The sequence below is a fragment of the Streptomyces sp. NPDC000404 genome (genome assembly GCF_040300365.1).
GTDB classification, from domain to species: Bacteria; Actinomycetota; Actinomycetes; order Streptomycetales; family Streptomycetaceae; genus Streptomyces; species Streptomyces ramulosus.
The window spans coordinates 345,896-370,778 of the sequence record NZ_JBEPDN010000007.1 but is presented as its reverse complement, the minus strand read 5'-3'; the positions used below and the strand labels follow the sequence as shown (position 1 = coordinate 370,778).

Here is a 24,883-nt window from a genome sequence, read left to right as displayed (position 1 = left end):
CCATGACAGCAGCAGGGAACCACCAGGTGAGCCGGTCGACCGGTCGCCGGCTGGGGCGGGCAGGCATCCGGGATGTGGCCGCCGCGGCCGGTGTATCGATCACGACCGTCTCCGACGCGCTCAACGGCAAGGGCCGGCTCCCGGACGCCACCCGCAGCCACGTCCGCGAAGTGGCCGACCGGCTGGGTTACCGCCCGTCCGCCGCCGCCCGCACGCTCCGTACCGGCAAGTCAGGGTTGATCGGCCTGACCGTGACCACGTACGGGGATGAACCTTTCACCTTCACGGAATTCCCCTACTTCGCCGAGATGGCGCGAGCCGCCACCTCCGCCGCGCTGGCCCGCGGATACGCGCTGGTCATCCTCCCCGCGACCTCCCGCCACGACGTGTGGTCCAACGTCGCCCTCGACGGCACCGTCGTCATCGATCCGGCCGACGGCGACCCCGTCGTCACCGAACTCGTCCGCCACGGCCTCCCCGTCGTCTCCGACGGCCGCCCCGGTGGCTCGCTGCCCGTAACCGGGTGGGTCGACAACGACCACGAGGCCGCCGTCCTCGGCCTCCTCGACCATCTCGCCGCGGCCGGCGCCCGCCGCATCGGCCTGCTCACCGGCACCACGACCGACACCTACACCCGCCTGTCCACCACCGCCTACCTGCAGTGGTGCGAGCGCGTCGGCCAGGACCCGGTCTACGAGTCCTACCCGGCGCACGACCCCTGCGCGGGCGCCGTCGCCGCCGACCGGCTGCTGGCCCGCCCGGACCGCCCCGACGCCGTCTACGGGCTCTTCGACCCGAACGGCACCGACCTGCTCGCCGCCGCGCGCCGCTACGGCCTGCGCGTACCGGACGACCTGCTGCTGGTGTGCTGCAGCGAGTCCACCGTCTACGCCACCACCGAGCCGCCGATCACCACGCTCTCCCTCAAGCCCCGCCGGATCGGCACCGCCGTCGTCCAGATCCTCATCGACGCCATCGAGGGGCTGGCCACCGAGGGCCCCGTCGAGCAGGTCATACCGACGGATCTGATCGTGCGGACGTCGTCCCAGCGGCGCTCGCCCCGCACGACCGTCAGTCCGCCGCGCGGCCCGGCCGGCGACTGACCCGGCCCGCGAGCGGCGCGCCGGCCACGGGGCGTCGTACGGTGTCCCCGGCCGGCGCCCTCTGCGCGCAACGGCACCGCACTCGTGGGCCGTGGGCCGTGATCACGGGCCGATCGGCGGGTACGCTCCCAAAATCGGCGGGGCGCAGGCCCCGGCGGTGAACGGGCGCCCTGGTTCGGCGTCCGGAAAAATCGGGTTGATCTCGGGAGAAAACATCCGGGAACGCCGGGCTCCGGCGGATTGACCACCCCCTGGTGCGTCACAACCCGCGAGCAGCGTTCCTATGATGGGCGAACGACACCGCGGACCGCCGTCGACCAGGCAAAGGTCCGAGAGGTACACGGCGGCGCAATGGTGGAGGGGTCAATGACTCAGGGGGCCGGTCAGGGACCCATGGCGTGGACCATGGCGGCACACACTCCGGCGTCCTCACCGCCGCCCGGACCGTTCGACGGTGCCCCGGCAAGGCCGCCGCAGGACAACGTCCCCGCACCGCCTCCCGCGCCCGCCGCGCCGCCGGAGTCCGCCGAACTGCCCGATGGGTACACGCCAACCGCCCGTGATCTTCCGGTCATCGGCGCCGGACGCACCGACACCCTCATCGACCAGCCCGCCGTCCATCTCCTGCCCGCCCCGGAGAGCGAGGGCGAGGCGACCGCCGGTCCCGGTCCGCTCTACGTCGTCGGCGATGTGCACGGCTACTACGACGAGCTGCGCGCGGCGCTGACCGCCGAGGGCCTGATCGACGCGGACGGCAGCTGGGCCGCGGGCAACGCCCGGCTGTGGTTCCTCGGCGACTTCACCGACCGCGGTCCGGACGGCATCGGCGTCATCGACCTCGTCATGCAGCTGTCCGCCGAGGCGGCGGCGGCCGGCGGGTACTGCAAGGCGCTGATGGGCAACCACGAGCTGCTGCTGCTGGGCGCCAAGCGGTTCGGCGACACGCCGGTCCAGTCGGGTGCGGGCACCGCGTCGTTCCAGGCCGCCTGGCTGCTCAACGGCGGCCAGAAGACCGACATGGACCGCCTGGAGGACCACCACCTCCAGTGGATGGCCCGGCTGGACGCCGTGACGGAGGAGGACGGGCATCTGCTGGTGCACTCCGACACCACCGCGTACCTGGAGTACGGCGATTCGATCGAGGGCGTCAACGACACCGTCCACGACGTGCTGACCCGCAGCGACGCCGATGAAGTCTGGGATCTCTTCCGGAAGTTCACCAAGCGCTTCGCGTTCCGTGACGACTCCGGCGCCGAGGCCGCGCGCCGCCTCCTCGACACCTACGGCGGCACGCGCGTCGTGCACGGCCACAGCCCGATCCCGTATCTGCTGGGCGAGGTCGGCACGGAGGACAGCGACGGCGAGCAGGTCGCGGTCGAGGGGCCGCACGTCTACGCCGACGGCCTGGCCATCGCGATGGACGGCGGCGTCACCATGGCCGGAAAGCTGCTGGTCACCCAACTGCCGCTGGCGCCCTGACGGTTGATGCCCGGCGCGCTCCGAGGCGGCCGGGCATCGTACGGAGTCGGGGCCTTCGGCGCGTCAGGTGACGGCGAGCCAGACCGTCCCGGCGCAGAAGAAGATCGTGGCGAGCGCGAGCGGCGCGTGACGGATGCGGCGTATGCGGTCGACGCGGTGGAGTCCGAAGCCCAGGAGTACGGCGAGGAGCAGCACGGCGAGCGTGCCGATCGTGCCGTGCAGCACGCCCTGGCTGAATCCGAACTCCCCGGCATGCCGGAGCAACCAGACCACGCCCACCCACTTCATGTGCCACCCCTGTGTGTCGTCGCCGGCCCGCACCTCGCCGACGGCGGACCGGGACGGCCAACGTAGCAATCCGCGGCGGCGCGCCGCGGCACGGCGACGGGGTGGGCGGCAGCCGGGGCGCGTCCGCCGGTGCGGACAACCGCCGGGTCAGTCGGCCGGCTTGGCGAAGACCCCGGCCCGGGCGGCTGTGACCGCGGCTTCCGCGGCGCGGTCGGCGGTCGCCTCGTCGAGCGGTGCGTCGCTGGTCAGCAGGCGGTAGTAGAGCGGGGCGGAGACGGCGCGGACGACCTCGCGGGGGTCGGTGTCCGCCGGGAGTTCGCCCCGTTCGACGGCCTGCCGGACGCACGGCTGCCATTCGGCGACGCGCACCTCGTAGAAGCGGTGGAGGGCGGCGGCCGTCTGATCGTCGCAGGTGGCGGCGGCGATCACCGCCTTGAAGAGGGCGCCCTGGCGCGGGTCGGCGAGCGTGCGGCGCACCAGCTGCGCGTTGGCGCGCAGATCGCCGAGGAGCGTGCCCGTCTCCGTCCGCGGCAGGGACTGTTCGGCCATGTCCGCGAGCAGGTCGGCGATCAGTTGGGTCGGCGAACCCCATCGGCGGTAGACCGTCGTCCGTCCCACCTCCGCGCGGCGGGCCACATCGGCCAGGTCCAGCCGGGCGAGGCCGCCTTCCGCGAGGGCGTCTCCGGCGGCCCGCAGGACCGCGGCGCGTACGCGCGCGGTGCGGCCGCCCGGGCGCACGCTCCCGGGGTCCGTACTTTCGGTCGCCATAACGGGACTCCTGTTCCATTAAGTGGATGGACTCTGCTACGTTGAGCACCATGTTAACGGGACGGAAATCCCCTTAGAGGGCGTTCGGTGGGGCCGTCCCATGTCTCCCGCCCTGCCCGTCCCCGCGGACGGGGCGGCCCGGAGAGGGGAAGCGGCATGGAATACAGGCAGCTGGGCGCGTCGGGACTGCGGGTTCCGCAACTGAGCTTCGGCGCGGGCACGTTCGGCGGACGCGGCCCGCTCTTCGGCGCCTGGGGCACCACCGACGCGGCCGAGGCACGCCGCCTGGTGGACATCTGCCTCGACGCGGGCGTCACCCTGTTCGACACCGCCGACGTCTACTCCGCGGGCGCCTCGGAGGAAGTCCTCGGCGCCGCCGTCAAGGGCCGCCGCGACCAGGTCCTGATCTCCACCAAAGCCGGCCTGCCCATGGGCGACGGCCCGACCGACTGGGGAACCTCCCGCTCCCGCCTGCTCAAGGCCGTCGACGACGCGCTGCGCCGCCTCGGCACCGACCACATCGACCTCTTCCAGCTGCACGGATTCGACGCCGGAACACCCATCGAGGAGGTCCTCGCCACCCTCGACACCCTCGTACGGAGCGGAAAGATCCGCTACACCGGCGTCTCCAACTTCTCCGGCTGGCAGCTGATGAACTCGCTGGCCACCGCGGACCGGCACGGCCACCCGCGCCACATCGCCCACCAGGTCTACTACTCGCTCATCGGCCGCGACTACGAGTGGGAACTGATGCCCCTCGGCCGGGACCAGGGCGTCGGCGCCCTGGTCTGGAGCCCCCTCGGCTGGGGACGGCTGACCGGGAAGATCCGCCGGGGCGCACCGCTCCCGGACGGCAGCCGTCTGCACCGGACCGCGGACCAGGGCCCGCCCGTGGCGGAGGAACTCCTGTACCGGGTGGTCGACGCCCTCGACGAGATCGCACGGGAAACCGGGAGGTCCGTACCGCAGATCGCGCTCAACTGGCTGCTGCAGCGCCCGACGGTCTCCTCGGTGATCATCGGCGCCCGCAACGAGGCACAGCTGCGGCAGAACCTCGGCGCGGTCGGCTGGAGCCTGGCCCCCGAGCAGATCGCCCGGCTCGACGCCGCGAGCGCCCGGCCCGCCCCGTACCCCTACTTCCCGTACGAACGTCAGGAGGGCTTCGCCCGGCTCAACCCGCCGATGCTGCGGCGCCCGGCCGGGCAGGACGCCGTCGTACTCGGCTGACCTGGGACGTTCGCCGGTCGGCCGAGCGCGCGCCGGGGCTCCGTGGAGCGGGAGCCCCGGCGCGGCAGGGCGGACCGTCAGTCGGCCAGCGGGAGATAGACGCGGTTGCCCGCGGCCGCGAACTCCTTGGACTTCTCCAGCATCCCCGCCTCGATCTCCTCGGGGCTGGCGCCGTCCTCACCGCCGAACTGCTCGGTGATGCTCCGGCTGATCTTCATCGAGCAGAACTTCGGCCCGCACATGGAGCAGAAGTGCGCCGTCTTCGCCGGCTCCGCGGGCAGCGTCGCATCGTGGAACTCCCGCGCGGTGTCGGGGTCGAGGGCCAGATTGAACTGGTCCTCCCAGCGGAACTCGAAGCGGGCGTCCGACAGCGCGTCGTCCCAGTCCTGCGCGCCGGGATGCCCCTTGGCGAGGTCCGCCGCATGAGCCGCGATCTTGTACGTGATGACGCCGGTCTTCACATCGTCGCGGTCCGGCAGGCCCAGATGCTCCTTGGGCGTGACGTAGCAGAGCATCGCCGTACCCCACCAGGCGATCATCGCGGCGCCGATACCGGACGTGATGTGGTCGTAGGCGGGCGCGATGTCCGTGGTCAGCGGGCCGAGCGTGTAGAACGGCGCCTCCTCGCAGATCTCCTGCTGGAGGTCGACGTTCTCCTTGATCTTGTGCATCGGGACATGGCCCGGGCCCTCGATCATCGTCTGCACCCCGTGCGCCTTGGCGACCTTGTTCAGCTCGCCGAGCGTCCGCAACTCCGCGAACTGCGCCTCGTCGTTGGCGTCCGCGATCGACCCCGGACGCAGCCCGTCCCCGAGCGAGAACGTCACGTCGTACGACGCGAGGATGTCGCACAACTCTTCGAAGTGCGTGTAGAGGAACGACTCCTGATGGTGCGCCAGGCACCAGGCGGCCATGATCGAGCCGCCGCGGGAGACGATGCCGGTCTTGCGGCGGGCGGTCAGCGGCACGTACCGCAGCAGCACGCCGGCGTGGACCGTCATGTAGTCGACGCCCTGTTCCGCCTGCTCGATGACGGTGTCCTTGTAGATCTCCCAGGTCAGCTCCTCGGCCTTGCCGTCGACCTTCTCCAGCGCCTGGTAGAGCGGGACGGTGCCGATCGGCACGGGGGAGTTGCGCAGCACCCACTCGCGGGTGGTGTGGATGTTGCGGCCGGTGGAGAGGTCCATGACCGTGTCGGCGCCCCAGCGGGTCGCCCAGGTCATCTTCTCCACCTCCTCCTCGATGGACGAGGTGACCGCGGAATTGCCGATGTTGGCGTTGACCTTCACCAGGAAGTTCTTGCCGATGATCATCGGCTCGATCTCCGGGTGGTTGACGTTCGCCGGCAGCACCGCGCGGCCCGCCGCGATCTCGTCGCGGACGAACTCGGGCGTCACACCCTCGCGGACCGCGACGTACTCCATCTCCGCGGTGATCTCGCCGCGCCGCGCATAGGCGAGCTGACTGACCGCCGCGCCGCCCCGCCCACGCCGGGGCTGGCGGGGCCGCCCCGGGAAGACCGCGTCAAGATTGCGCAGGCCACCACGGGGTGAGGTGTGCTTGAGACCGTCGTCCTCGGGGCGCGGCGGGCGGCCCGCGTACTCCTCGGTGTCGCCCCGCGCGATGATCCACTTCTCCCGCAGCGGCGCCAGACCGCGGCGGACATCGGTGTCGATCTGGGGATCGGTGTACGGACCTGACGTGTCGTACAGCGTCACGTCCTTGCCGTTGGTGAGGTGCACTCGCCGGACCGGCACCCGCAGGTCCGGGCGCGATCCGGAGACGTAGCCCTTGTGCCAGCCGAACTCCTTGACGGAGCCGTCCGCGCCGGACTCGCCGTTTTCGGGCGTGCGTGCATCCTGCAGAGTCATGAAGACCCAACTCCCTACGCCGGCATTACCCGGTAACAGGTTCGGCGGTCGACGCAGCGGCTTCCGTCCACGACGTTTCACGTGAAACGTCGTCGCGACGGAGGTCAGCGCCCTCTCAGCCCGGTGCTCCGAGCTCCCGCGATTGCAAAGGTGGCACCACGGTAGCGGCCGGTACGGCGAGGTGGCCAGGGGGCCCGGACTTCTTGCGATGATCGGGCGGTGACCGGCATCGACACGTCCTCACCCGCCTCCGACTCCCCCCGTGCCCACGGCCACGGGCACGGACACGGCCACTCGCACGGGCACGGGCACGGCCCGGCGGCGCCCGTCTCCCGGCATCTGCGGAAGGTCATCGCCGCGGTGCTGATCCCGTTCGCGGTCGCCGTCGCGGTCGGCCTCGTGGTGCTGTGGCCGGGCGGCGCGCCCGGCCACAAGCCGTCCGGCGTCGGCTTCGACCAGCCCCAGGAGTCGGCGCGGGTGACTAAGGTCGCCGAGGTCGACTGCGCCTCGGTCCACGCCCAGGAACAGCCGGTCCCCGGAGAGCAGCAGAACGGGCCCCCGGCGAAGCCCAAGGGGCCCTGCGAGGTGGCGACGGTGAAGGTCACGACGGGCGAGAACGCCGGGCGGACCTTCGACACGGTGGTCACCCCGGACGCGCTGCGCCACTACTCCACCGGCCAGGAGGTCCAGGTCGCGTACTCCCCCAAGGCGCCCAAGGAGTTGCAGTACTCGATCAACGATGTCGACCGGACGGTACCGATGTGGGTGCTGGCCGCGCTCTTCGCGGGCGCCGTCGTCGTGGTGGGGCGGCTGCGCGGCGTGCTGGCCCTGGTCGCGCTGGTGGCGAGCTTCGGGGTGCTGACGCTGTTCATCCTCCCGGCGATCCTCCAGGGCTCGAACCCGCTGGTCGTCGCGGTGATCGGCGGCAGCGCCATCATGCTGATCGCGCTGTACATGTGCCACGGACTGACGGCCAGGACCTCGGTCGCGGTCCTCGGCACCCTCGCCTCGCTGCTGCTCATCGGGCTGCTCGGCTCGGTCTTCATCGGCTGGGCGCTACTGACCGGCAACACCGACGACTTCACGGGGCTGGTGCACGGCCTCTTCCCGCACATCGAGATCCGGGGCCTGCTGCTGGCGGGCATCATCATCGGCTCGCTGGGCGTGCTCGACGATGTGACGGTCACCCAGACCGCGGCCGTGTGGGAGCTGAAGGAGGCCGATCCGACGGCGTCCTGGCACACGCTGTACCGCGCGGCGATGCGGATCGGCCGGGACCACATCGCCTCGGTCGTGAACACCCTCGTCCTCGCCTACGCGGGCGCGGCGCTGCCGCTGATGCTGCTCTTCTCGATCGCGCAGAGCGGGGTGGGCGCGGTCGCGGGGAGCGAGGTGGTGGCCGAGGAGATTGTACGAACGCTGGTCGGCAGCATCGGGCTGGTCGCATCGGTGCCGCTGACGACGCTGCTGGCCGCGCTGGTCGTCTCGGCCGACCGCGGACGGTCCGCGGGGGAGGCGAACCGGGCAGCCGACCGGAGCACGGGTACGCCACCGGCCGGGGGCCGGGCGGCCGCGCGGCGCGGTGGACGCGGGCGGCGCCGCAAGGTGTGAGGGCATCGGAGGCGGGAGGGGGGATCGGCGGGAGCTGCCGGGGCGACCGGGCCGGAACCGGCGCTCGGCCCGGACCGCAGGGGGACAGAGCGGTCCGGGCCGGGCGCGGGCGGTGGCTCTCCCCGCGCGCAAGAGCGGGTTCAGCCCGCCTTCGACGCCTCGGACAGAATGCGGTCCAACTCCGCGTCCAGGGTGTCGCACACCTCTTCCGCGCCGAGCGGCACCAGGCGGTCCGTACGGTCGAGGAAGGCCACCAGGGGTGGGGCGCTGACGCGGAAGAGCGCGCGCTCGGGGCCCACTTGGAGGCTGATGAAGACATCGCTGAGATGTCCGCCTCCGGCCGGTTCGATGCGCACATCGCCCTCACCGGATGGTCTGCTCAACCCGTCGAGCATCAGCTCACGGCTGAAGGCCCACGTGACCGGCGTATCGCCGGGTAGGTCGAAGGTGAGGCGGACGGCGTACGGATCGGCGCTGTCGAAGTCCAGCTGCACCGGGATCCGGAAGGCGAGTTCCTCCGAAACGAGGAAGCTCATGATCACTTCTGCCTGAACTGTGTCGGTCATCAACCACTGCCCCGCACTAGATCGGGATGGCCGGGATTAGTCCCCCGTGGCCCTATTGACGCCATCGTCTGTCACGTGCCAGCAGATCACAAGGAGTGAGTTTTCAGATACTGATAGAGAAGGCGAGTGTCGTTAGCGTCGCCTCCGCCATTTTCCGTAGCCGCGCCGTGACGGAACGCAATCGGTGCAGTTCCTCGACGGGAAGAGAAACAGCCAGCGCCGCGGCGACGGATCCGACCTGCACGGGAATCGCGGAGCAAACCGTGCCGAGGGCATATTCCTGTTCTTCATAGGCGACCTGGCCGCGACGCACCGTATCCAAACGATGCAGCAGATCGTCCTTGGATCGCACGGAAAAGGGGGTTATGGACTGCACCGGATAGCGGGACAGATGCTCCTTGCGCGTGGCCGCGTCGAGCTGGGCCAGAAGACACTGCCCGATCGCATGGGCATGAGCGGTGGAGCGGAAATCGACCCACTGCTCCACCGGCGGCCGCTCCGGTGTGCCGCCGGCCGCGACCACCTCGACCTCTCCCTCGCGGTAGACGGCGAAGTACACCGCGGCGTTCAGCCGCTTCCCGAGCACCGACAGCGCCCCGGACAACTCCTGCCGCCGGTGCCGCTGCTCACCGGCCCGGCCGAGGGAATCGGCCGCCGCACCGAAGACGAAGACGCCGTTGCGACGGCAAAGATAGCCCTCGTGGCTCAGGGTGCGGAGCAGGTGGTAGGTGGTCGGCAACGGTAAACCGGCCTCGCGGGCGAGCTGCTTGGCCGGGGCGCCCTCCGGGTGCGCACCGACCGCTTCGAGGAGCCGCAGGGCGCGCTGCACGGACCCGATCAGCGTGGGGTGAGAAATGGATTCGCCACTCTCGGCCGTCAACGTCAACCCCCAGTCCGATCGCCCGTGGGGCACGGGAGCCCCGGTAGCGGGATCGTTCCCGCTCCGCGCGCGTCTCCCAGGGCCCCGTTCTCGGCGTCCGGGCCGCGTGCTCGCCTCGGTCGCTATTTTCCGGAACGTCATCATCCGGAAGACGCCTGCGACGGCACTCTAACGCGGTGCAACCGAGTGGTAACCCGAATGGTCTGGGAGTTAACTCACCTGGCGCACGCCTTGACGGTGGCCACCGTCCGGCGCCGGGCCCGCGGACGACGGGCCGCGCACCGGCACACCGACCGCCGACCACACGGTGCTTGAGCCTTCACCTTGCCGCCCGTAAGGCTTTGACCTGCGGATTTCGTACCCCCGCCACGGCGGCGGAACGATCGCTCAGATCTGGCCGGATCTGTCATACGGGGAGGGCGGGCGAGGTGGCCGAGGAGGGGGAGATGGGGTGCTGCCTGGCGTTCGGGGCAGGTGTTCGGGGGCTGGGGTGGGGGGCTGGTGTTCGAGGTGGGGGCGTTGGGGGTGGGGGTTGCGGTCAGGTCTTGTTCCGCCGTGCTCTGCGGGGCCCTCCCCCTCCCCCCTCCCACCCCACCCCTCATCCCCCAGAGCTAAAGCCCCCTGCACACCCCCACCTCGCCCCCCACCCCGCAACCACCACAGCTAGGCCCCATCCCAAGCCCCCCGCCCCGACACACCCGCGCCCCGCTCCAGGGGGACGGAGCGGGGCGTCGGTGGCGAGCGGGGACGGCGGTGTCGGTTGCCGTCGCGGTGCGGTTACCAGTCGCTCTTGGACGAGGACGTGGCGGAACCGCTGAACCTGCGCACCAGATAGATGACGCCCGCGATGAGGGCCACCGCGATGAGGACCTTGAACAGGAGGCCGATCAGGAATCCGACCGCGCTGGCGATCAGCCCGCCGAAGACGACGAGCAGAACCACGGGGACCACGACCCAGGTCACCCACCACGGAAGCCCCGCGAATATTCCCTTACCTGCCACTGCTCTGCCCTGCTTTCTGTGTCCGCGGCGGGCCCGGCGCGGCCTGCCGTGTACCGCGCCGGTTCCTTGCCGTCGTCAACCGCTGCTGTGTGTACTGCTACTGCCGTATCCGGAACTGCCGTTGACCGGAGATGGTCCGCTTCGCCCTTGCCCGGTGCGGAGTGCGTGGTGCCGCTCCGTGTGGGTTCGGGCTCCGCGTCCCCCTTCACTCACGATGCTAGGGGCGATGGGGGGTGGTGTGGGGGGTTCGTATCCCTGGGGCTTCCCTGAACCGACCCTTACGGGTTCCGGGTGGCAACCCTCAGCTTTCCGGGGGAGAGAACACCACCATGACCCTCAGGTCCTCGCTGATGTGGTGGAACTTGTGGGGCACCCCGGCGGGTACGTAGACCACGCTGCCGCGGGCGACCGACTGGGTTTCGGTGCCGACGGTGATCGCGGCGCGGCCGCTGACCACCAGGTACACCTCGTCCTGGTGGTGCGGCTGCTGGGGGTCGGCGTCGCCGGCGTCCAGCGCGTACAGCCCGACGGACATGTTGCGTTCCTTGAGGAACTGCAGATACGCGCCGTTGTGGGCGGCTCGTTCCGCCTCCAGCTCGTCAAGTCGGAAAGCCTTCACGTCCTACCCCTCAGTCATCCAGGACTCGTCTGGGACGATCTCACCATGAAGAACTTCTTGGTCAAGACGATCGCCAACGCCGCGGCGCTTGCCGTGGCCGTCTTCCTGCTGAAGCCGGACATCTCGCTGACCGGCGACAGCACCGGCCATCAGGCGCTGACCCTGATACTGGTCGCGCTGATCTTCGGAGTGGTGAACTTCGTCGTCAAGCCGGTCGTGAAGCTGCTGTCGTTCCCGCTGTTCATCCTGACGCTCGGCCTGATCACGCTGGTCGTCAACGCGCTGATGCTGATGCTGACGTCCTGGCTGGCCGGGACGCTCGACCTCGCGTTCCACGTCGACGGTTTCTGGACCGCGGTGCTCGGCGGCGTGATCGTGTCGATCGTCTCCTGGGCCATGCACGTCATGCTGCCCGACGAGGACTGACCCGCGCCGTGTCCCCTGCGCCCCGCCGCCCGTTCCGCGTCTGCTTCGTCTGCACCGGGAACATCTGCCGTTCGCCGATGGCCGAGTCCGTCTTCCGCGCCGAGGTGGCCGCGGCCGGGCTCGGGGACCGCATCGTGGCGGACAGCGCCGGTGTCGACGGCTGGCACGAGGGCGAGGGCGCCGATCCGCGCACCGTCGCCGTGCTCACCGCGGCCGGCTACCCGGCAGACCACCGAGCCCGCCGCTTCGACGCCTCGTGGTTCGCCGACCGTGACCTGGTGATCGCGCTGGACGGCGGCCACCTCCGGGAGCTGCGCCGGATGGCACCCGGCCCCGAGGACGCCGCCAAGGTCCGGCTGCTGCGTTCCTACGACCCCGCCGGGCCCGCCCCGGGGGCGCTCGACGTGCCCGATCCGTACTACGGCGGCCCGGCGGAGTTCGCGGCCTGCCTGGAGATGGTCGAGGCGGCGTGCGCGGGTCTGCTGGCGGCGGTCACCGATGCCCTGACCCCGGGGAGCGCCGACGGCGCCGCTCCCCGGGGACGGCACCCCTTCCCACCCCAGGAGCGCTCATGACCGGTGACGGCACCCGCGCCGTCCGCGCCGGGCTCCCCGAGCCCGTCGCCCACGAACCGTCCCTGCCCGGGCCGGTGTTCGCGGCCCATTTCCATCTGCCCGGCGACGTCGAAGGCCCGTACACCTACGGCCGTGACGGCAATCCGACGTGGACGCGGCTGGAGGAGGCCATCGGCGCACTCGAATCGCCGCACGCCCCCGCGCAGACCGTGACGTTCGCCTCCGGGATGGCCGCGATCAGCGCGGTCCTCTTCTCGCAGCTGCGGTCCGGGGACGCGGTGGTGCTGCCGTCGGACGGCTACCAGCTGCTGCCCGCGGTCCGGTCCCGGCTGGAGAGCTACGGCATCGAGGTCCGCACCGCGCCGACGGCGCACGATGCGCAGCTCGACGTCCTGGAGGGCGCCCGGCTGCTGTGGCTGGAGACGCCGTCCAACCCGGGTCTGGACGTGTGTGACATCCGGCGGCTGGCGGACGCCGCGCACGAGCGGGGCGCCCTGGTGGCCGTCGACAACACCCTCGCCACCCCGCTGGGACAGCGTCCGCTGGAGCTGGGCGCCGACTTCTCGGTGGCCAGCGGCACCAAGGCGCTCACCGGGCACGGCGATGTGCTGCTCGGCTACGTGACCACCCGCGAGACGGGGCTCGCGGACTCGGTACGGCTGTGGCGGAAGACGGTCGGCGCGATTCCGGGGCCGATGGAGAGCTGGCTGGCGCACCGTTCGCTGGCGACGCTCGCGCTCCGGGTGCGGCAGCAGTCGGCGGGTGCGCTGGCGCTCGCGGAGTCGCTGGGCGGGCGGGCGGAGGTCACCGGGGTGCGCCATCCCGGTCTGCCGTCCGATCCGTCGCACGGTTTGGCCACGGCGCAGATGCGGCCGGGGCGGTTCGGCTCCGTGGTGTCGTTCACGCTGCCGGACCGGGCGCACGCCGAGCGGTTCCTCGCCGCGCTGACGCTGGTGGACGACGCGACGAGCTTCGGGAGCGTGCGCTCGACCGCCGAGCGCCGGGCCCGCTGGGGCGGCGACGCGGTGCCGGAGGGCTTCATCCGTTTCTCGGTGGGGGTCGAGGACCCGGACGATCTGATCGCCGACGTCCATCGGGCGCTGGACACGGCGCTGCGCGACGCCTGACGTACGGGCCCCGTACCGCCGTCACCGGGTGGTGCGGGGCCCTCGTCGCCCGGTGGCCGGACCCCTGTGGCGGCGGCGGGCCGCGGGTCGTCCCGTACGGGGCGCGGAACCGGCGGCTCCGGTGGGGTTTCGGTGGCCGGTGACTGCGGCATCTGTCCTCTATGACCGTACGGCCAGTCGTCAAACGGACCGCCCGGGCGATTCTGCTCGACGGCGCGGACCTCATCCTGATCAAGCGCACCAAGCCGGGCCGCGCCCCTTACTGGATCACCCCCGGCGGTGGCGTCGAGCCCACGGACGCCACGGTGACCGACGCGCTTCACCGGGAGTTGGACGAGGAGTTGGGCGCCAAGGTCAAGGACGTCGTCCCGGTGTTCGTGGACACTGTCGAGCACATCGGCGACAGCGGTGTGGACGGCGTGAAGGTGCAGCACTTCTTCGTCTGCCGGCTGGACACCATGGACCTCTTCCGGCGGCACGGCCCGGAGGTCGAGGAGCCGTGCGGGGAGTACGAGATCGTGCGGGTGCCGTTCACCCGCGTCGGGATCGCCTCCGTCGAGGTCGTCCCGCTCTCCCTGCGGCACTACCTGGACGGCAACATCGAGGGCGTACGCGCGATGCACGCTCCTGACCTGGGGTGATCGAGGAGCGGGGCCGCCGGCGCCGAGTGTGACGCCGGCGATCGAGCCCCGGGGCGCACGAGCGGTACGGCGCCCCCGAGAGGCGTGCGTCCGGCGCCGCGCGCCCCTCACGCTCCCGGGCCGGAGATGTCAGCCGAACCAGCCGCGGAACTCCTGGTCCTCGACGGGACGCCGCTGGCGGGCGCGGGCCAGGACCCGTTCGACCTCGCCCTGGAAGCCCTGGTTGAGCGCCTCGACGAGGCCGTCGGGCTCACCGCGCAGCCGGGGCCCCGGGGTGTCCTCGTGGCGCCCGCCGCGCAGATGCTCGTGGTCGTGTCCGGGGCGGCGGAACGGCGGGCGGACCGGTGCCTCGGCCGCCGCGCCGAAGAAGTCACCGCCCTTACGCCGCTGGTCGTCGGTGCCCCAGGCACGCGCGCCGCGCTCTTGCCGGGGCACCTTCTGGAGGTGGGGTATGTGCTTGGCGCAGTGGATGTACGCCTCCTCCACCTCGACGGCCACCCACAGCTGGGCGCGCCGCCCGGGGACGGGGTCGACGGGCAGCCAGGGGTACTGCTGCCGCATCTCCTCGTCGAGGATCACCCGGGCGCGGCCGTTGATGTGCAGCCCGATGCGGTCCCGGAGGAAGTCGACCATCAAGAGGCCCAGGCGGGGGTTCTCCGAGAGGTTGCCGACCGAGGCCATGACGCCGTTGCCGCGGTATTCGGGGTAGGCGAGGTGCCGGCTGCCGAGCACCTGGACGAAGCCGGGCGGTCCGGCGCGGAACGTGGAATCGCATTCGCCGTGCCGGTCCGCGGTGGCCAGGAAGAACATCTCCTGCCGGGCCACGAACTCCTGCATGGCGCCGTTGAGGTGGTCGAGGACCTGGTCTCTGTAGAAGCGGTCGGCCCGCTCCGTCGTTCCCAGCCGCTGCTGGACGAGGTGCTCCCCGTCGCTGCCCGGACGCGCGTCGTACATGCCGTGTCCCTCCCGTGAACCACCGGGTTCACCCTGTACTGCCAAGACCTCACTCCCCCGCCGGGACCAGCTCGTCGACGGAGTCGTGCCGGATCCGGTCGGTCGGGATCCCGGCCCCCACCAGCGCCGCCACCCCGCTGCGGATCAATCCGGGCGGGCCGGACAGATACGCGTCGAACTCCCGCCAGGGACCGTACTGCCGTACCGCGTCCGGCAGTTCACCGATGACGCCGTTGGCGCGGCCGGCCGCCGGGCCGGTGGAGACCACCGGGCGCACCTGGAGCCACGGGTAGGAGGACTCCAGCCGCAGCATGGTGTCCATGTCGTAGAGGTCGTGGTCGCTGCGGGCGCCGTAGAAGACCTCGACGCGGCGCTGGACGCCGTGGGTGGCGACGTCCTCGATGAGCGCCTTGATGGGGGCGATGCCGGTGCCGCCGCCCACGCACAGCAGGCCGTTGCGGGTGGTGTGGTCGACGGTCATGGAACCCACGGGCCCGCCGAGGCGCAGGACGTCGCCGGGCTGGGCGCGGTGCACCAGCGCGTTGGAGACCCAGCCGGCCGGGACCGCCTTGACGTGGAAGGACAGCAGCCCGTCCGAACGGGGCGCCGTGGCGAAGGAGTAGTGCCGCCACACCCGCGGCCACCAGGGCGTTTCCAGGCTGGTGTACTGCCCGGCGCGGAACGGGTAGGGCTGGTCGGGGCGGACGGTGACCACGGCGATGTCCGGGGTGCGCAGCTCGTGGGAGACCACCTCGGCCTGCCACCAGGCGGGCGCGACCGCTTCGTCCTCCGCCGCCGCGTCGATCATGATCTGGGAGATCGCGGTGTACGCGCGCACCCACGCGGCCTCGGCCTCCGGGCCCCAGCTCAGCGTCGCGTACCGGGCCAGCGCGCCCAGCAGGCTCTCGCCGACGGCCGGGTAGTGGTCGGGCAGCGTGCCGTACTTGCGGTGGCCGCGGCCGAGGTGCGAGAGGTACGCGGTGAGGCGGTCGCTGTCGTCGATGTGCCGGGCGGCGGTGAGCAGCGCCTTGAAGAGCCGGTCGCGCTGGGTGTCCATCGCGGCGGGGAACAGCGCCCGCAGATCGGGGTGCCGGACGAAGAGCATCGCGTAGAAGTACGAGGTCACCTTGTCGGAGACCGGCTCGATCTCGGTCAGCGTGCGCCGGATCAGCGCCGCGTCGGCGGACTCCGGGGCGTCCGGGGAGACGGCGGAGACGAGGGACTCCAGGGCGGCCGGAGACCCCTGCGGCACTGCGGAGGGCGCGGGCGCGGGCTCCGTCGGGGTGGGCGCGGCGGCCCGCTCGGCCGCCGGGGTGGGGGATTCGTGGGTGGCCTGGGCCGGTGCGGCGGGTGCCGGTGCGGCCGGGGCCGATGTGCCCGGTGTCGATGTACCCGGGGCCGGTGCGGCCTGGGCCGGTGCCGGTGCGCTGACGGCGTGCGGAGGTGGCGGCGGGGCCGCCGGTCTGGTCGCGGCGGGCGGGGGTGCGGCCGGGGCGGGGCTCGCCGGAGCCATCGGAGCCGCCGGAGCCATCGGGTCCGGGAAGGCAGCCGGGGCTGAGGGAACGTCCGGAGCCGAGGGGGCAGCCGGAGCCGAGGGTGCGGCCGGGCGGTTCCCGAAGGCGGAGAACGGCGCGGGTGCGGGCGGCGCGAACGGCTCGGGTACGGGCGGTGCGGTGGCCGCGTCGGGACCGGAGGTGGCGCCGCGGGCGGCGGCGGTGCCTACCGGGCGGACCGGAGCCGGCCGGCGCTCGGGTATGCGCTCCTGGCGGGTCGCGGGCGTTTGCTCGGGCACACGCGGCCCGGGCCCGTCGAACGCGGTGTCGTGACGCTCGGCGAACCAGTCGAGTGCGGCGACATGACCGTGCCCGGCGGCGGATACGTGGCCCCCGTCGTCCGGCTCCTGTCCGCGGTCGTGGCCATGGGGGCCGTCGTCGGGGATACCACCACGGTCCGCCGGGCCGGTCCCGCCGTTCTCCCGGGCGTCGTGCGCGCCGTCCGGTCGCTCCTGGTGTTCGTCGGAGGACTCCTGCGACGGTTTCGCCGGAGTGAACCAACCCCAATCGCCACTGCTGCCTCCGGAAGAGCCGTTATCGGCTGTCGCGGTGGTCGGAGCGTCCATGGTTTGCCTCGCCTCGAACGTCTTTCGCTTGTCGTCGCACTTTCCGTCGGTCGGAACGTGCCTGAATTCCCCCAGCCTGCCCCGGAATTCTTCAACGCCCCACGTCATTCCGGCAATGCCCGCCAAGGCGGACAAATTTCACACCTCCGCTATAACGCCAGCAGGCGCCCTCCATACGCCTCGATCTTTCCGTCCATCAGAACGGACAGATGCCCAGAAGTCCGGAAACCGTGGGTCGCCTCACCGCCGGACCGCGCCGCTTCTGCGCCCGTCACACGGGTGCTCGCGCAGCCCCGCCGCCGAACCGCCCCGACCATACCGGCAGTAGTTGAAACCACAAGTCCCCTTCCGCACCAGGCCTCTGCACGACACCCGCGCACCCTCCACACGCCGCAGCCGATATCAGCGGTTCCCTCCGGAGGGAAAAATTCATCTTGTGCAACGGGCGAATCCACCGGGAAATCGCGAATTACCAAGAGGTGGCGACGAGTTCATATGCTTCCCGAAGATCACGTCCGCTGTACGCGTATGTCGCCAAGTCGCTCACATGGTGATCGGCATTGACCGCAACCGACGTCGGCACCGCGGCGAACAGCGCGCTGTCCGACATCGAGTCGCCGTACGCCACACAGTCCGCGCGGGTCAGCCCGTACCGCACGCACAGCTCATCGGCTATCTCGACCTTCGAGGCCGCCGAGAGGATGCCCGCCGGATCCACCCGCTCCCGGATCGGCACCGCGGGCCAGCGCGAGCCGCGCGCCACATCGACGCCCCACCCCAGCAGCCGCTCCACGAAGAAGCCGGGTGAAAGGGAGATCACGGCACACCGCTCACCGCGCGCCCGGATGTCCGCCCAGACCTCCTGGATGCCGGCCAGCCACGGCGCCCCCTCGAACGCGGCCGCCACCAGCGGCTCCGTCAGTTCCTCCGCCCACAGGTCGCACGCCCGCTGCGCGAACTCCGGCGGCAGCAGCTCCCCGGCCGCGAACCCGCGCTCCAACTCGGCGATCTCCCGGTCGAGCCCGAGCAGCCGGGAGATCTCCACGGCGGCGGCCGAACCATGGAGCAACGTCCCGTCCATGTCGAACAGATGTAGCTTGCCCATGCCGCGGAGCCTAGGCGCTTCGCACCACCCCGCGACGGCTCCCCAACCCCTACTTCTCCCCCATCCCGCCCCCTACTCGCCGGTACGCGCATCCGGCCCTCCTACGGGCCGCCCCCTCCGGGGCGGCGATCTCCGGGAGAATTCCGGGGCGCAGCAGGGACTGTCCCCGAGACGGGTTCAGGGACCGCATCGGGGATCGGCTGAGAGCGACCCCCGAGAACGGCCGGAGGCCGGTGCCCGGATCAGAGCCGATTCCGGTGCCGAATCCGCCGTTCTCGGCGGCGCGTCCGGCGGTCGAGCCGGACGGACCCCACACGCCGCACGCCACCCCTGTGCGCGGACAGCCCCAACCACCGGCCGGTCACAGACGCGCACGAGCGGCCGAACAGGGCCATCGCGATGCCCCCGGGGGACGGACAACTCCGCCCCAGGCCCGCGGTTTCCGCTCCCCGGGCCGCACCACCGGCCCCGTGCACCCCGTAGGGTCGCGCGCATGAGCGATATCGAGATCCGCCGCGCAGCCGAATCCGATCTCCCGGACATCGTCGCGATGCTCGCCGACGACCCGCTGGGCGCCACCCGCGAATCCCCGGACGACCTGACCCCGTACCGCGCCGCGTACGAGACGCTCGCCTCGGATCCGCATCAGCACCTGATGGTCGCGGTCCGCGCCGGCCGCACCGTCGGCACCCTGCAGCTCACCGTCGTCCCCGGGCTCTCCCGGCGCGGCGCCACCCGCTCGATCATCGAAGGCGTCCGCGTCCACGCCGACGAGCGGGGCAGCGGTCTGGGCACCCAACTCGTCGAGTGGGCCGTCGACCGCTCCCGCGACCTCGGCTGCCACCTCGTCCAGCTCACCTCGGACGCCACCCGCGTCGACGCCCACCGCTTCTACGAACGGCTCGGCTTCGAGGCCTCCCACCTGGGCTTCAAGCGTCAGCTCTGACCGCGCGGGCCACCCCGCTCGCCCCGGGACCGGGTCGGCGCCCCGTCGCCGGTCCGCTCCCGTGCCCGCCGCGCGCGGTGCGCCTTCTGCCGACATGCCCCGCCGCAGTACCGCGCCGGTCGCCCGGTACGCGCCACCGCGACCGGCGCGCCGCAGACGCCGCACTCCGTGGCGTCACGCCGTGAAGAGCCGACCGGAAGTTTCGTTACGGTACGGCTCGCCCTCAGAGCGTCACACGCCAGTTCCGTCATCCGCCCCGGAACGCCGGCCGCATCCCCCTCCGCGCCCCGTCGCCGCTCCATCACCAGGCACCCCACCAGCAGCGTCCGCACATCACCGATCACGACGTCCGCCCGTACCGCACCGGCCTCCTGGGCCCGTCGCAGCAGGACGTCGAATGCCGCGACGAACTCCCGCCCGGCCTCCGCCGCCCCACCGGGCCCGGCCGCCTCCGCCGCTTCCAACGCCTCACCCAGCGCCCGGTTCTCCGTGGCCAGCCGGACCACGGAGGCGAAGAAGCGGAAGAACACCGCACCAGGTTCCGTGACATCCGACAGGTCCCGCGCGGTGTCGGCGAAGAGCCGGAGGCGGTCCGTCACCGCCGCTGCGAACAGCTTCTCCTTCGACGGGAAATGGCGGTGAACGGTGCCCGCGCCCACCCCTGCCCGCCGCGCGATCTCATCGAGCGTGACCGCCAACCCGCCCTCAGCGAAGGCCGATCGGGCCGCCTGCAGCACCAGCGCACGATTGCGCCGCGCATCCGACCGCGCGGCCCCCGGGCCCTTGCCGGACATCCGCATCCCTCCAGCCCACAGCACCCGCACACCGCGGATTTCGTCGCTATTTTAAACGGGTTGATCAGCCCGTTTTATTTACGGCCGTAAAACCTGGCCGAGACGGGCTCACGGACGGCCGTGGCGCAGCGAAACGAGAAGCAGGGGAGACGAGAAGGCCCGGGCCGGTGCGGGGCTGCCGCACAGGACGAGACGACCGGGCGGACGCGGACGAATCCGAGGCGATGGGGGAGGGCGGAGAGCGGAGAGCGGAGAGCGGAGAACAGACAGCCGAGAGAGCGGGCAACCACGGAGGCGAAAAACCGGGCGAGCAGAGGGAGGGCCGCCGTACGGGCTCTCCGGCACACCAGCACGTCGGCAAACCGGCACGTCGGCGCACCGGCACACCAACAGACTCCGACCCGCTCCAGCAGCACCCCCGGGACGTCCCCAGCGCGCCCCTCGCACCCCGCCCCGCAGCGCCATCTCACCCCGCCTCGACCACCAAACCGCCACCACCGGCCGCCACCGACTGCCACCGGCCGCCCCGGGAAAACCCCTCTCCCCTACCCCTCCCCCAGAGGACATCAACTTCCCTCTTCTGCACGGGATTTGATGGCCGCCAACCGCCAACTCCCCCTCCAACACAAAGGGGTGGGGTCGTGTTTCACGTGAAACACGCCCCCACCCCTCGGGGTTCATCGACGGCGGCGCCTCGCAGGGACGCGCCGCCGTATCGCGTCAGCGGCCGAGCACCTCGCGCCACGCGGTCTCGGCAGCATCGGCCGCCGCAGCGCCGTCGGCCGTCACGCCGCGGGCCTTCAGCCCGGCGGCCAGCGCCGCCAGCGAGGACTGCACCACGGAAAGGTCTGCGGCCTGCCCGTAGTGGTTCACCCGGATCATCTCCGCGGCGAGCGCCCCCGCCGCGGCCTGGACCGGGACCATGCCGTCGGCCGCCAGCGCGGACGCCACGACCTCACGGGCGTCCAGCCCGTCCGGCGTCCGCAGCGTGGTCGCCGCCGGGGCCGCGTCCTCGTCCCGCGTGACGTACGGGGTGAGCCCGCCCAGCGCCCGGACGCCCGCCCGGGTGGCGGCGGACGCCGCACGGTGCCGGGCGATGACCGCGTCCAGCCCCTCGGCGTCGACACGGTCGACGGCCTGCTCCAGGGCGAGCATCTCCAACTGGGCCGGGGCGTGCGGGAGTGCGGTGCGGCCGCCGTCGATCCAGCGGTGCTTCCAGTCCAGCAGCGAGAGGTACGAGCGCCGGGGCGCCTGCGGGTTGGCCTCGATCTGCTCCCAGGCACGGGCGCTGACCGACACCGCGGAGACGCCCGCCGGGCCCGCCAGCGCCTTCTGCCCGCCGATCACGCAGAGGTCCACGCCCCACTCGTCGGTGAGCAGCGGCTCGGCGCCCACCGACGCCACCGCATCCAGCATCAGCAGCGCACCGTGCTCCCGCACCACGGCGCCGATCTCCGCCACGGGGTTGGTGTTGCCGGTCGCCGCCTCCGCGTGCACCAGGCTGACGAAAGTGATCTCCGGGTGCTCCCGCAGCGCCTTTGCGACCTGCTCCGGCGTGACCGCCCCGGTGAACGGTGCGGTCACCGTCACCACCTCGGCACCGCAGGACCGCAGCCAGCCGCCGAAGGTCTCGCCGTACGGCCCGGTGATGATGTTGAGGGCCGTGCTGCCGGGCCGTACCGCCGAGCGGATGCACGCCTCCAGCGGCAGCAGCGCCTCCCCCTGTGTCGCCACGACATCGCAGCGGGTCCGCATCAGCGCGGCGACCTTGTCCTCGATCCGCGCGAAGCGGGCCGCGTCGAGCGGCGGCAGATCCAGCAGAACCGGGGCTTCGGCATTCGCAGTCACGGCAGTCACAGTGGCCTTCCAGCGGTAGCGAGCCGCACGGTGGCGCGGCTCCTGACGTCTCGCTCGACTGTACGTCCGGGCCCACCACCCCCGCCGTACGGGCCCGGGACGCCGTGCGGAGGCCCGACCACCCTCCGTACGGGCCTCCGCGGCCAACGGGGTCAGACCCGCCAGCCCTCCGGGTCCACGCCGCCCGGCACCGGTGCCTGCGGGGCGTACGGGCCCCGGGTGAGGACGAACGTGCCCAGGTCGAGATGGCTGACGGACCCGTCGGCGCCGCGCACCACGCGCAGCGTCTCCCCCGCGTAGTAGCCGTCGAGGCCGGTCCAGGTGCCGTCCGGTTTCACGTGAAACCTCGACGCACGGCCGGTGCCGGACAGCGGCGACAGCTCCAGCCACCGCGCCTCACGCAGCCGCAGCACGAACGGGTTCGCGCCCCAGTACCAGGGGCCGGTGAGCGCCAGCAGTTCCTCGTCCAGCGGTCCGGTCAGGGGCCGCCACGGCTCCGGGATGCGCGGCTCCCGGTCGGCCACGGTTTCCAGCAGACCGGTGGCGATCCCGGAGATGGAGGGTCCGTGCGTGCAGTTGGCCAGCGCGATGGCGGCGAGGTCCTGGTCCGGGTCGCACCAGAGCGAGGCGAGGAAGCCGGGCATCGACCCGTTGTGCCCGGCCAGCAGCCGCCCGTCCGGCGCCCGTGCCGCCCCGTCCGACGCAGAGCGGGGGCTCGTCCGCGCCAGTTGCAGGCCCAGGCCGTACCCCGCGTCCCAGCCGTCGCCCTCCGGCGGCGCCGCGGGCACCCGCATCTCCGCGACGCTCGCCGCGGAGAGCACTCGCTCGTCGCCGCGCAGCAGGAACGTCGCCCACCGGCAGAGATCGTCCACCGTGGACCACAGCTGACCTGCCGGGCCCATCAGTCCCGTGTCGTGCGCCGGTTCCGGCAGCAGCGCATCGACCCACGGATGCACCGCCCAGCCCCGCGCATACGGTTCCCGGGGCAGCAGCGTCGTCTGCGTCATGCCCAACGGCTCCAGCACCTCTGCGCGCAGCACGTCGCCCCAGGAACGACCGCCCCGGAGCCGTTCGACGAGCGCGCCCAGGAGCGCGTAGCCGAGGTTGGAGTAGTGGTGGCGGTCGCCCGCCGGCAGGCGCTGCGGACGTTCGCCGAAGAGGTCCGCGAGCTCCGGACGCAGCGTGCCCGCGGTCCGCTCCCACCATGGGCCGCGCGGCTCGGCGGCGAGCCCGGAACGGTGCGCCAGCAGCTGTCCGACCGTCGCGTCGGGCGCCTCGGTCCCGTCGAGATGACGCGCCAGCGGATCGTCCAGCCGCAGCGCACCCTCGTCGCGCAGCCGCAGCACCAGCACCGCGACGAAGGTCTTCGTCAGCGAGCCGATGCGGTACTGCACGGTGCCGTACGCGGCGGGCGGATCCGCGGCCCGCACCCCGCTCCACACCGTGCGGCCGTCCCGCACCACCGCCCCGACCACGGAGGGCGCCCGCCCCTCCCGCTGCCCGACCGCGAGCCGGTACGCCAACTCCCGCCGGGTCTCCGGCAGCAGCTCGGCGAACGCCTCGTCACCGGGACGGGCCGCCACGGCCCCGCCTCCTGACGCGCGGACGGACTCAGGACCCGAACCCTCGGACGGCACGGTGGACATGCTCCTCCTCGACAACAGCGGCCGACCGGCGGACCCGATCCGGCCCGCCGCCGCCCACACTCTCCCCCACCGGGCCTGCTCAAGAACACCCGGTACGCGCAGCCGAGGCGGATCGTCCGGCGGCAGTGACCAGCCTCGATACGTCGATCCGCCGATACGACGATCCGCGGGTCGAAGGGCGGGACATGCGGCCGCATCAATCGCGATGAGGGGCCTTCGTCATCCGGAAGGAGAGCGTGTCAGCTTCCTCGCCCTCGGCGCCCCATCGGTGGAAGCCGGCCTTCTCCAGTACGCGGATCGAGGCCGGGTTCGACCGTTCCACGGTGGCGAAGACGGTGTGAACGCCGGGGGCGGTGAGGGCGAAGTCGGCGAACGCCCGGGCGGCCTCGGGTGCGTAGCCGCGGCCGCGGCGGGAGGCCACGATGCCGTAGCCGATTTCGAGGGTTCCCTCGCTGGGCGGCCAGAACAGCCCGATCGAGCCCACCACCAGACCGCTCTCGCGCTCGATGATCAGACGTTGACCGTGCGGCTCGTCGAGCCAGCCGGGATTGGGGGCGAAGAGACCCGCGATGACGCGGTCGCCCTCGGCGGGGAAGTCGTCCGCCCACTCGGACGACCTGGTGCTGTCGATCACCGCGGCGACCTCGCTCAAGCACCAGGGCCGGAGCACGAGGCGGTCGGTGGTCAACTCCGTGGGGACTGCCGAAGAAGAGGCCATGTCAGGTGTCATTCCTGGTCATGGGGACGACCGACCGGCCGGCGCGGCGCGAGATCAACGGATTCGGGCTGCTGCACTCTGCCGACGAGACGGTGTCCCAGACGTTCTCGAATTCGTCGCAGGTCAGTCGCTGGGGAGGCAGTGTCCTTCCCCTGGCGGGACGAGCAGTGCGGCGCCGTGTTCCCGAAGCTGCTCTCGTACGCGTCGAGGCGCCACGCGGCCATGGGCCTGCTGCCATGCGGTGGAGGAGGCAGCGGCGATCGGGGTGAGCCGGCACCGTGGAGTTCGACCTGCGGGTCACCCGGCCCCCGGCGTCGCCTTCGTACAAGAATCCGGACGTCACCCTCGTCCCCGTAGCAATGCATCCCTGTCGTCACCGGGCCATGATGCCGGGCTGGATGCGCCGCGCTCCTCCAATTTTCCTCCCGGCCGGGCGGTGAGGCCGGGGGAGCGGCCGAGTCGGAGAGGAGCGCCGGCCCAGGCCTCGCCCCCCACGGCTTTCCAGCGGAACGGCTGGACCACAGTGCCGCGTACCGGGGAACCGCAGCCAACGAACGGAGC

At 72.0% G+C, this 24,883-nt stretch carries 23 protein-coding genes; 9 read left to right on the top strand and 14 right to left on the bottom strand.

Annotated elements, in window-relative coordinates:
• Positions 1-2 precede the first annotated feature (2 nt).
• Both ABT345_RS16175 and ABT345_RS16170 read left to right on the top strand, forming a co-directional pair.
• A complete protein-coding gene (locus ABT345_RS16175; RefSeq protein ID WP_037680208.1) occupies positions 3-1,103 on the top strand; it encodes a LacI family DNA-binding transcriptional regulator in 1,101 nt (366 codons plus the stop codon).
• Positions 1,104-1,508: 405 nt separating this feature from the next.
• The gene (locus tag ABT345_RS16170) at positions 1,509-2,582 is read left to right on the top strand and encodes a metallophosphoesterase (RefSeq protein WP_386461072.1); all 1,074 of its coding nucleotides are present in this window, start codon (positions 1,509-1,511) and stop codon (positions 2,580-2,582) included.
• Between the two features lie 63 nt (positions 2,583-2,645).
• Here the strand turns inward: ABT345_RS16170 and ABT345_RS16165 are convergent, their stop codons facing one another.
• The gene (locus ABT345_RS16165) at positions 2,646-2,870 is read right to left on the bottom strand and encodes a hypothetical protein (RefSeq protein WP_345089407.1); all 225 of its coding nucleotides are present in this window, start codon (positions 2,868-2,870) and stop codon (positions 2,646-2,648) included.
• A gap of 147 nt (positions 2,871-3,017) precedes the next feature.
• Positions 3,018-3,638: a TetR/AcrR family transcriptional regulator gene (locus ABT345_RS16160; protein ID WP_345089404.1), complete on the bottom strand. Its 621-nt coding sequence runs from the start codon at positions 3,636-3,638 to the stop codon at positions 3,018-3,020.
• A 156-nt stretch (positions 3,639-3,794) separates the two neighbouring features.
• On the opposite strand from ABT345_RS16160, the gene ABT345_RS16155 reads away from it, so the two are divergent.
• A complete protein-coding gene (locus ABT345_RS16155; RefSeq protein WP_345089401.1) occupies positions 3,795-4,865 on the top strand; it encodes an aldo/keto reductase in 1,071 nt (356 codons plus the stop codon).
• A 77-nt stretch (positions 4,866-4,942) separates the two neighbouring features.
• On the opposite strand, the gene thiC is transcribed toward ABT345_RS16155, so the two are convergent.
• Positions 4,943-6,736 carry a phosphomethylpyrimidine synthase ThiC gene (thiC, locus tag ABT345_RS16150; RefSeq protein ID WP_345089398.1) on the bottom strand — a complete coding sequence of 598 codons (1,794 nt, stop codon included), beginning with the start codon at positions 6,734-6,736 and terminating at the stop codon, positions 4,943-4,945.
• 228 nt (positions 6,737-6,964) lie between these two features.
• On the opposite strand from thiC, the gene ABT345_RS16145 reads away from it, so the two are divergent.
• Positions 6,965-8,347, top strand: a complete 1,383-nt coding sequence (locus ABT345_RS16145) for a YibE/F family protein (protein ID WP_345089695.1) — start codon at positions 6,965-6,967, stop codon at positions 8,345-8,347.
• Positions 8,348-8,487: 140 nt separating this feature from the next.
• On the opposite strand, the gene ABT345_RS16140 is transcribed toward ABT345_RS16145, so the two are convergent.
• From ABT345_RS16140 to ABT345_RS16125, 4 genes are all read right to left on the bottom strand, one after another.
• The gene (locus ABT345_RS16140) at positions 8,488-8,913 is read right to left on the bottom strand and encodes an SsgA family sporulation/cell division regulator (protein WP_345089395.1); all 426 of its coding nucleotides are present in this window, start codon (positions 8,911-8,913) and stop codon (positions 8,488-8,490) included.
• A gap of 103 nt (positions 8,914-9,016) precedes the next feature.
• On the bottom strand, positions 9,017-9,742 hold the full coding sequence (locus tag ABT345_RS16135) for an IclR family transcriptional regulator (RefSeq protein WP_351322448.1): 726 nt from the start codon (positions 9,740-9,742) through the stop codon (positions 9,017-9,019).
• 828 nt (positions 9,743-10,570) lie between these two features.
• Positions 10,571-10,795 (bottom strand): DUF5326 family protein, encoded by a 225-nt coding sequence (locus tag ABT345_RS16130; protein WP_030285594.1) that lies wholly within the window; start codon positions 10,793-10,795, stop codon positions 10,571-10,573.
• A gap of 301 nt (positions 10,796-11,096) precedes the next feature.
• Complete coding sequence (locus tag ABT345_RS16125) at positions 11,097-11,414, bottom strand: cupin domain-containing protein (RefSeq protein ID WP_030285596.1); 318 nt, start codon at positions 11,412-11,414, stop codon at positions 11,097-11,099.
• A gap of 45 nt (positions 11,415-11,459) precedes the next feature.
• Here ABT345_RS16125 and ABT345_RS16120 point away from each other — a divergent pair, with 45 nt between their 5' ends.
• From ABT345_RS16120 to ABT345_RS16105, 4 genes are all read left to right on the top strand, one after another.
• On the top strand, positions 11,460-11,840 hold the full coding sequence (locus ABT345_RS16120) for a phage holin family protein (RefSeq protein ID WP_345089388.1): 381 nt from the start codon (positions 11,460-11,462) through the stop codon (positions 11,838-11,840).
• 77 nt (positions 11,841-11,917) lie between these two features.
• Positions 11,918-12,415: a low molecular weight protein-tyrosine-phosphatase gene (locus tag ABT345_RS16115; protein ID WP_386460291.1), complete on the top strand. Its 498-nt coding sequence runs from the start codon at positions 11,918-11,920 to the stop codon at positions 12,413-12,415.
• Positions 12,412-13,542: a cystathionine gamma-lyase gene (locus ABT345_RS16110; protein WP_345089382.1), complete on the top strand. Its 1,131-nt coding sequence runs from the start codon at positions 12,412-12,414 to the stop codon at positions 13,540-13,542. The genes ABT345_RS16115 and ABT345_RS16110 overlap by 4 nt, the downstream gene beginning before the upstream one ends.
• 161 nt (positions 13,543-13,703) lie before the next feature.
• On the top strand, positions 13,704-14,183 hold the full coding sequence (locus tag ABT345_RS16105) for an NUDIX domain-containing protein (protein WP_345089380.1): 480 nt from the start codon (positions 13,704-13,706) through the stop codon (positions 14,181-14,183).
• Between the two features lie 129 nt (positions 14,184-14,312).
• Here the strand turns inward: ABT345_RS16105 and ABT345_RS16100 are convergent, their stop codons facing one another.
• The 3 genes from ABT345_RS16100 to ABT345_RS16090 form a co-directional block, all read right to left on the bottom strand.
• Positions 14,313-15,137 carry a pyridoxamine 5'-phosphate oxidase family protein gene (locus ABT345_RS16100; protein WP_345089378.1) on the bottom strand — a complete coding sequence of 275 codons (825 nt, stop codon included), beginning with the start codon at positions 15,135-15,137 and terminating at the stop codon, positions 14,313-14,315.
• A 49-nt stretch (positions 15,138-15,186) separates the two neighbouring features.
• Positions 15,187-16,893, bottom strand: coding sequence for a globin domain-containing protein (locus tag ABT345_RS16095; RefSeq protein WP_386460294.1), 1,707 nt, complete (start codon positions 16,891-16,893; stop codon positions 15,187-15,189).
• A gap of 832 nt (positions 16,894-17,725) precedes the next feature.
• Positions 17,726-18,361, bottom strand: a complete 636-nt coding sequence (locus ABT345_RS16090) for an HAD family hydrolase (RefSeq protein WP_345089373.1) — start codon at positions 18,359-18,361, stop codon at positions 17,726-17,728.
• A 493-nt stretch (positions 18,362-18,854) separates the two neighbouring features.
• Between ABT345_RS16090 and ABT345_RS16085 the strand changes: the two genes are divergently transcribed.
• Positions 18,855-19,307, top strand: a complete 453-nt coding sequence (locus ABT345_RS16085; RefSeq protein WP_345089370.1) for a GNAT family N-acetyltransferase — start codon at positions 18,855-18,857, stop codon at positions 19,305-19,307.
• Here the strand turns inward: ABT345_RS16085 and ABT345_RS16080 are convergent.
• From ABT345_RS16080 to ABT345_RS16065, 4 genes are all read right to left on the bottom strand, one after another.
• Positions 19,298-20,101: a TetR/AcrR family transcriptional regulator gene (locus ABT345_RS16080; protein WP_345089367.1), complete on the bottom strand. Its 804-nt coding sequence runs from the start codon at positions 20,099-20,101 to the stop codon at positions 19,298-19,300. The genes ABT345_RS16085 and ABT345_RS16080 overlap by 10 nt on opposite strands.
• 720 nt (positions 20,102-20,821) lie before the next feature.
• Positions 20,822-21,949 carry a pyridoxal-phosphate-dependent aminotransferase family protein gene (locus tag ABT345_RS16075; protein ID WP_386460134.1) on the bottom strand — a complete coding sequence of 376 codons (1,128 nt, stop codon included), beginning with the start codon at positions 21,947-21,949 and terminating at the stop codon, positions 20,822-20,824.
• Positions 21,950-22,110: 161 nt separating this feature from the next.
• The gene (locus tag ABT345_RS16070; protein ID WP_345089361.1) at positions 22,111-23,541 is read right to left on the bottom strand and encodes a serine hydrolase domain-containing protein; all 1,431 of its coding nucleotides are present in this window, start codon (positions 23,539-23,541) and stop codon (positions 22,111-22,113) included.
• A 259-nt stretch (positions 23,542-23,800) separates the two neighbouring features.
• Entirely contained in the window at positions 23,801-24,322 is a 522-nt protein-coding gene (locus tag ABT345_RS16065) for a GNAT family N-acetyltransferase (RefSeq protein WP_345089358.1), read from the bottom strand.
• Between the last annotated feature and the right edge of the window lie 561 nt (positions 24,323-24,883).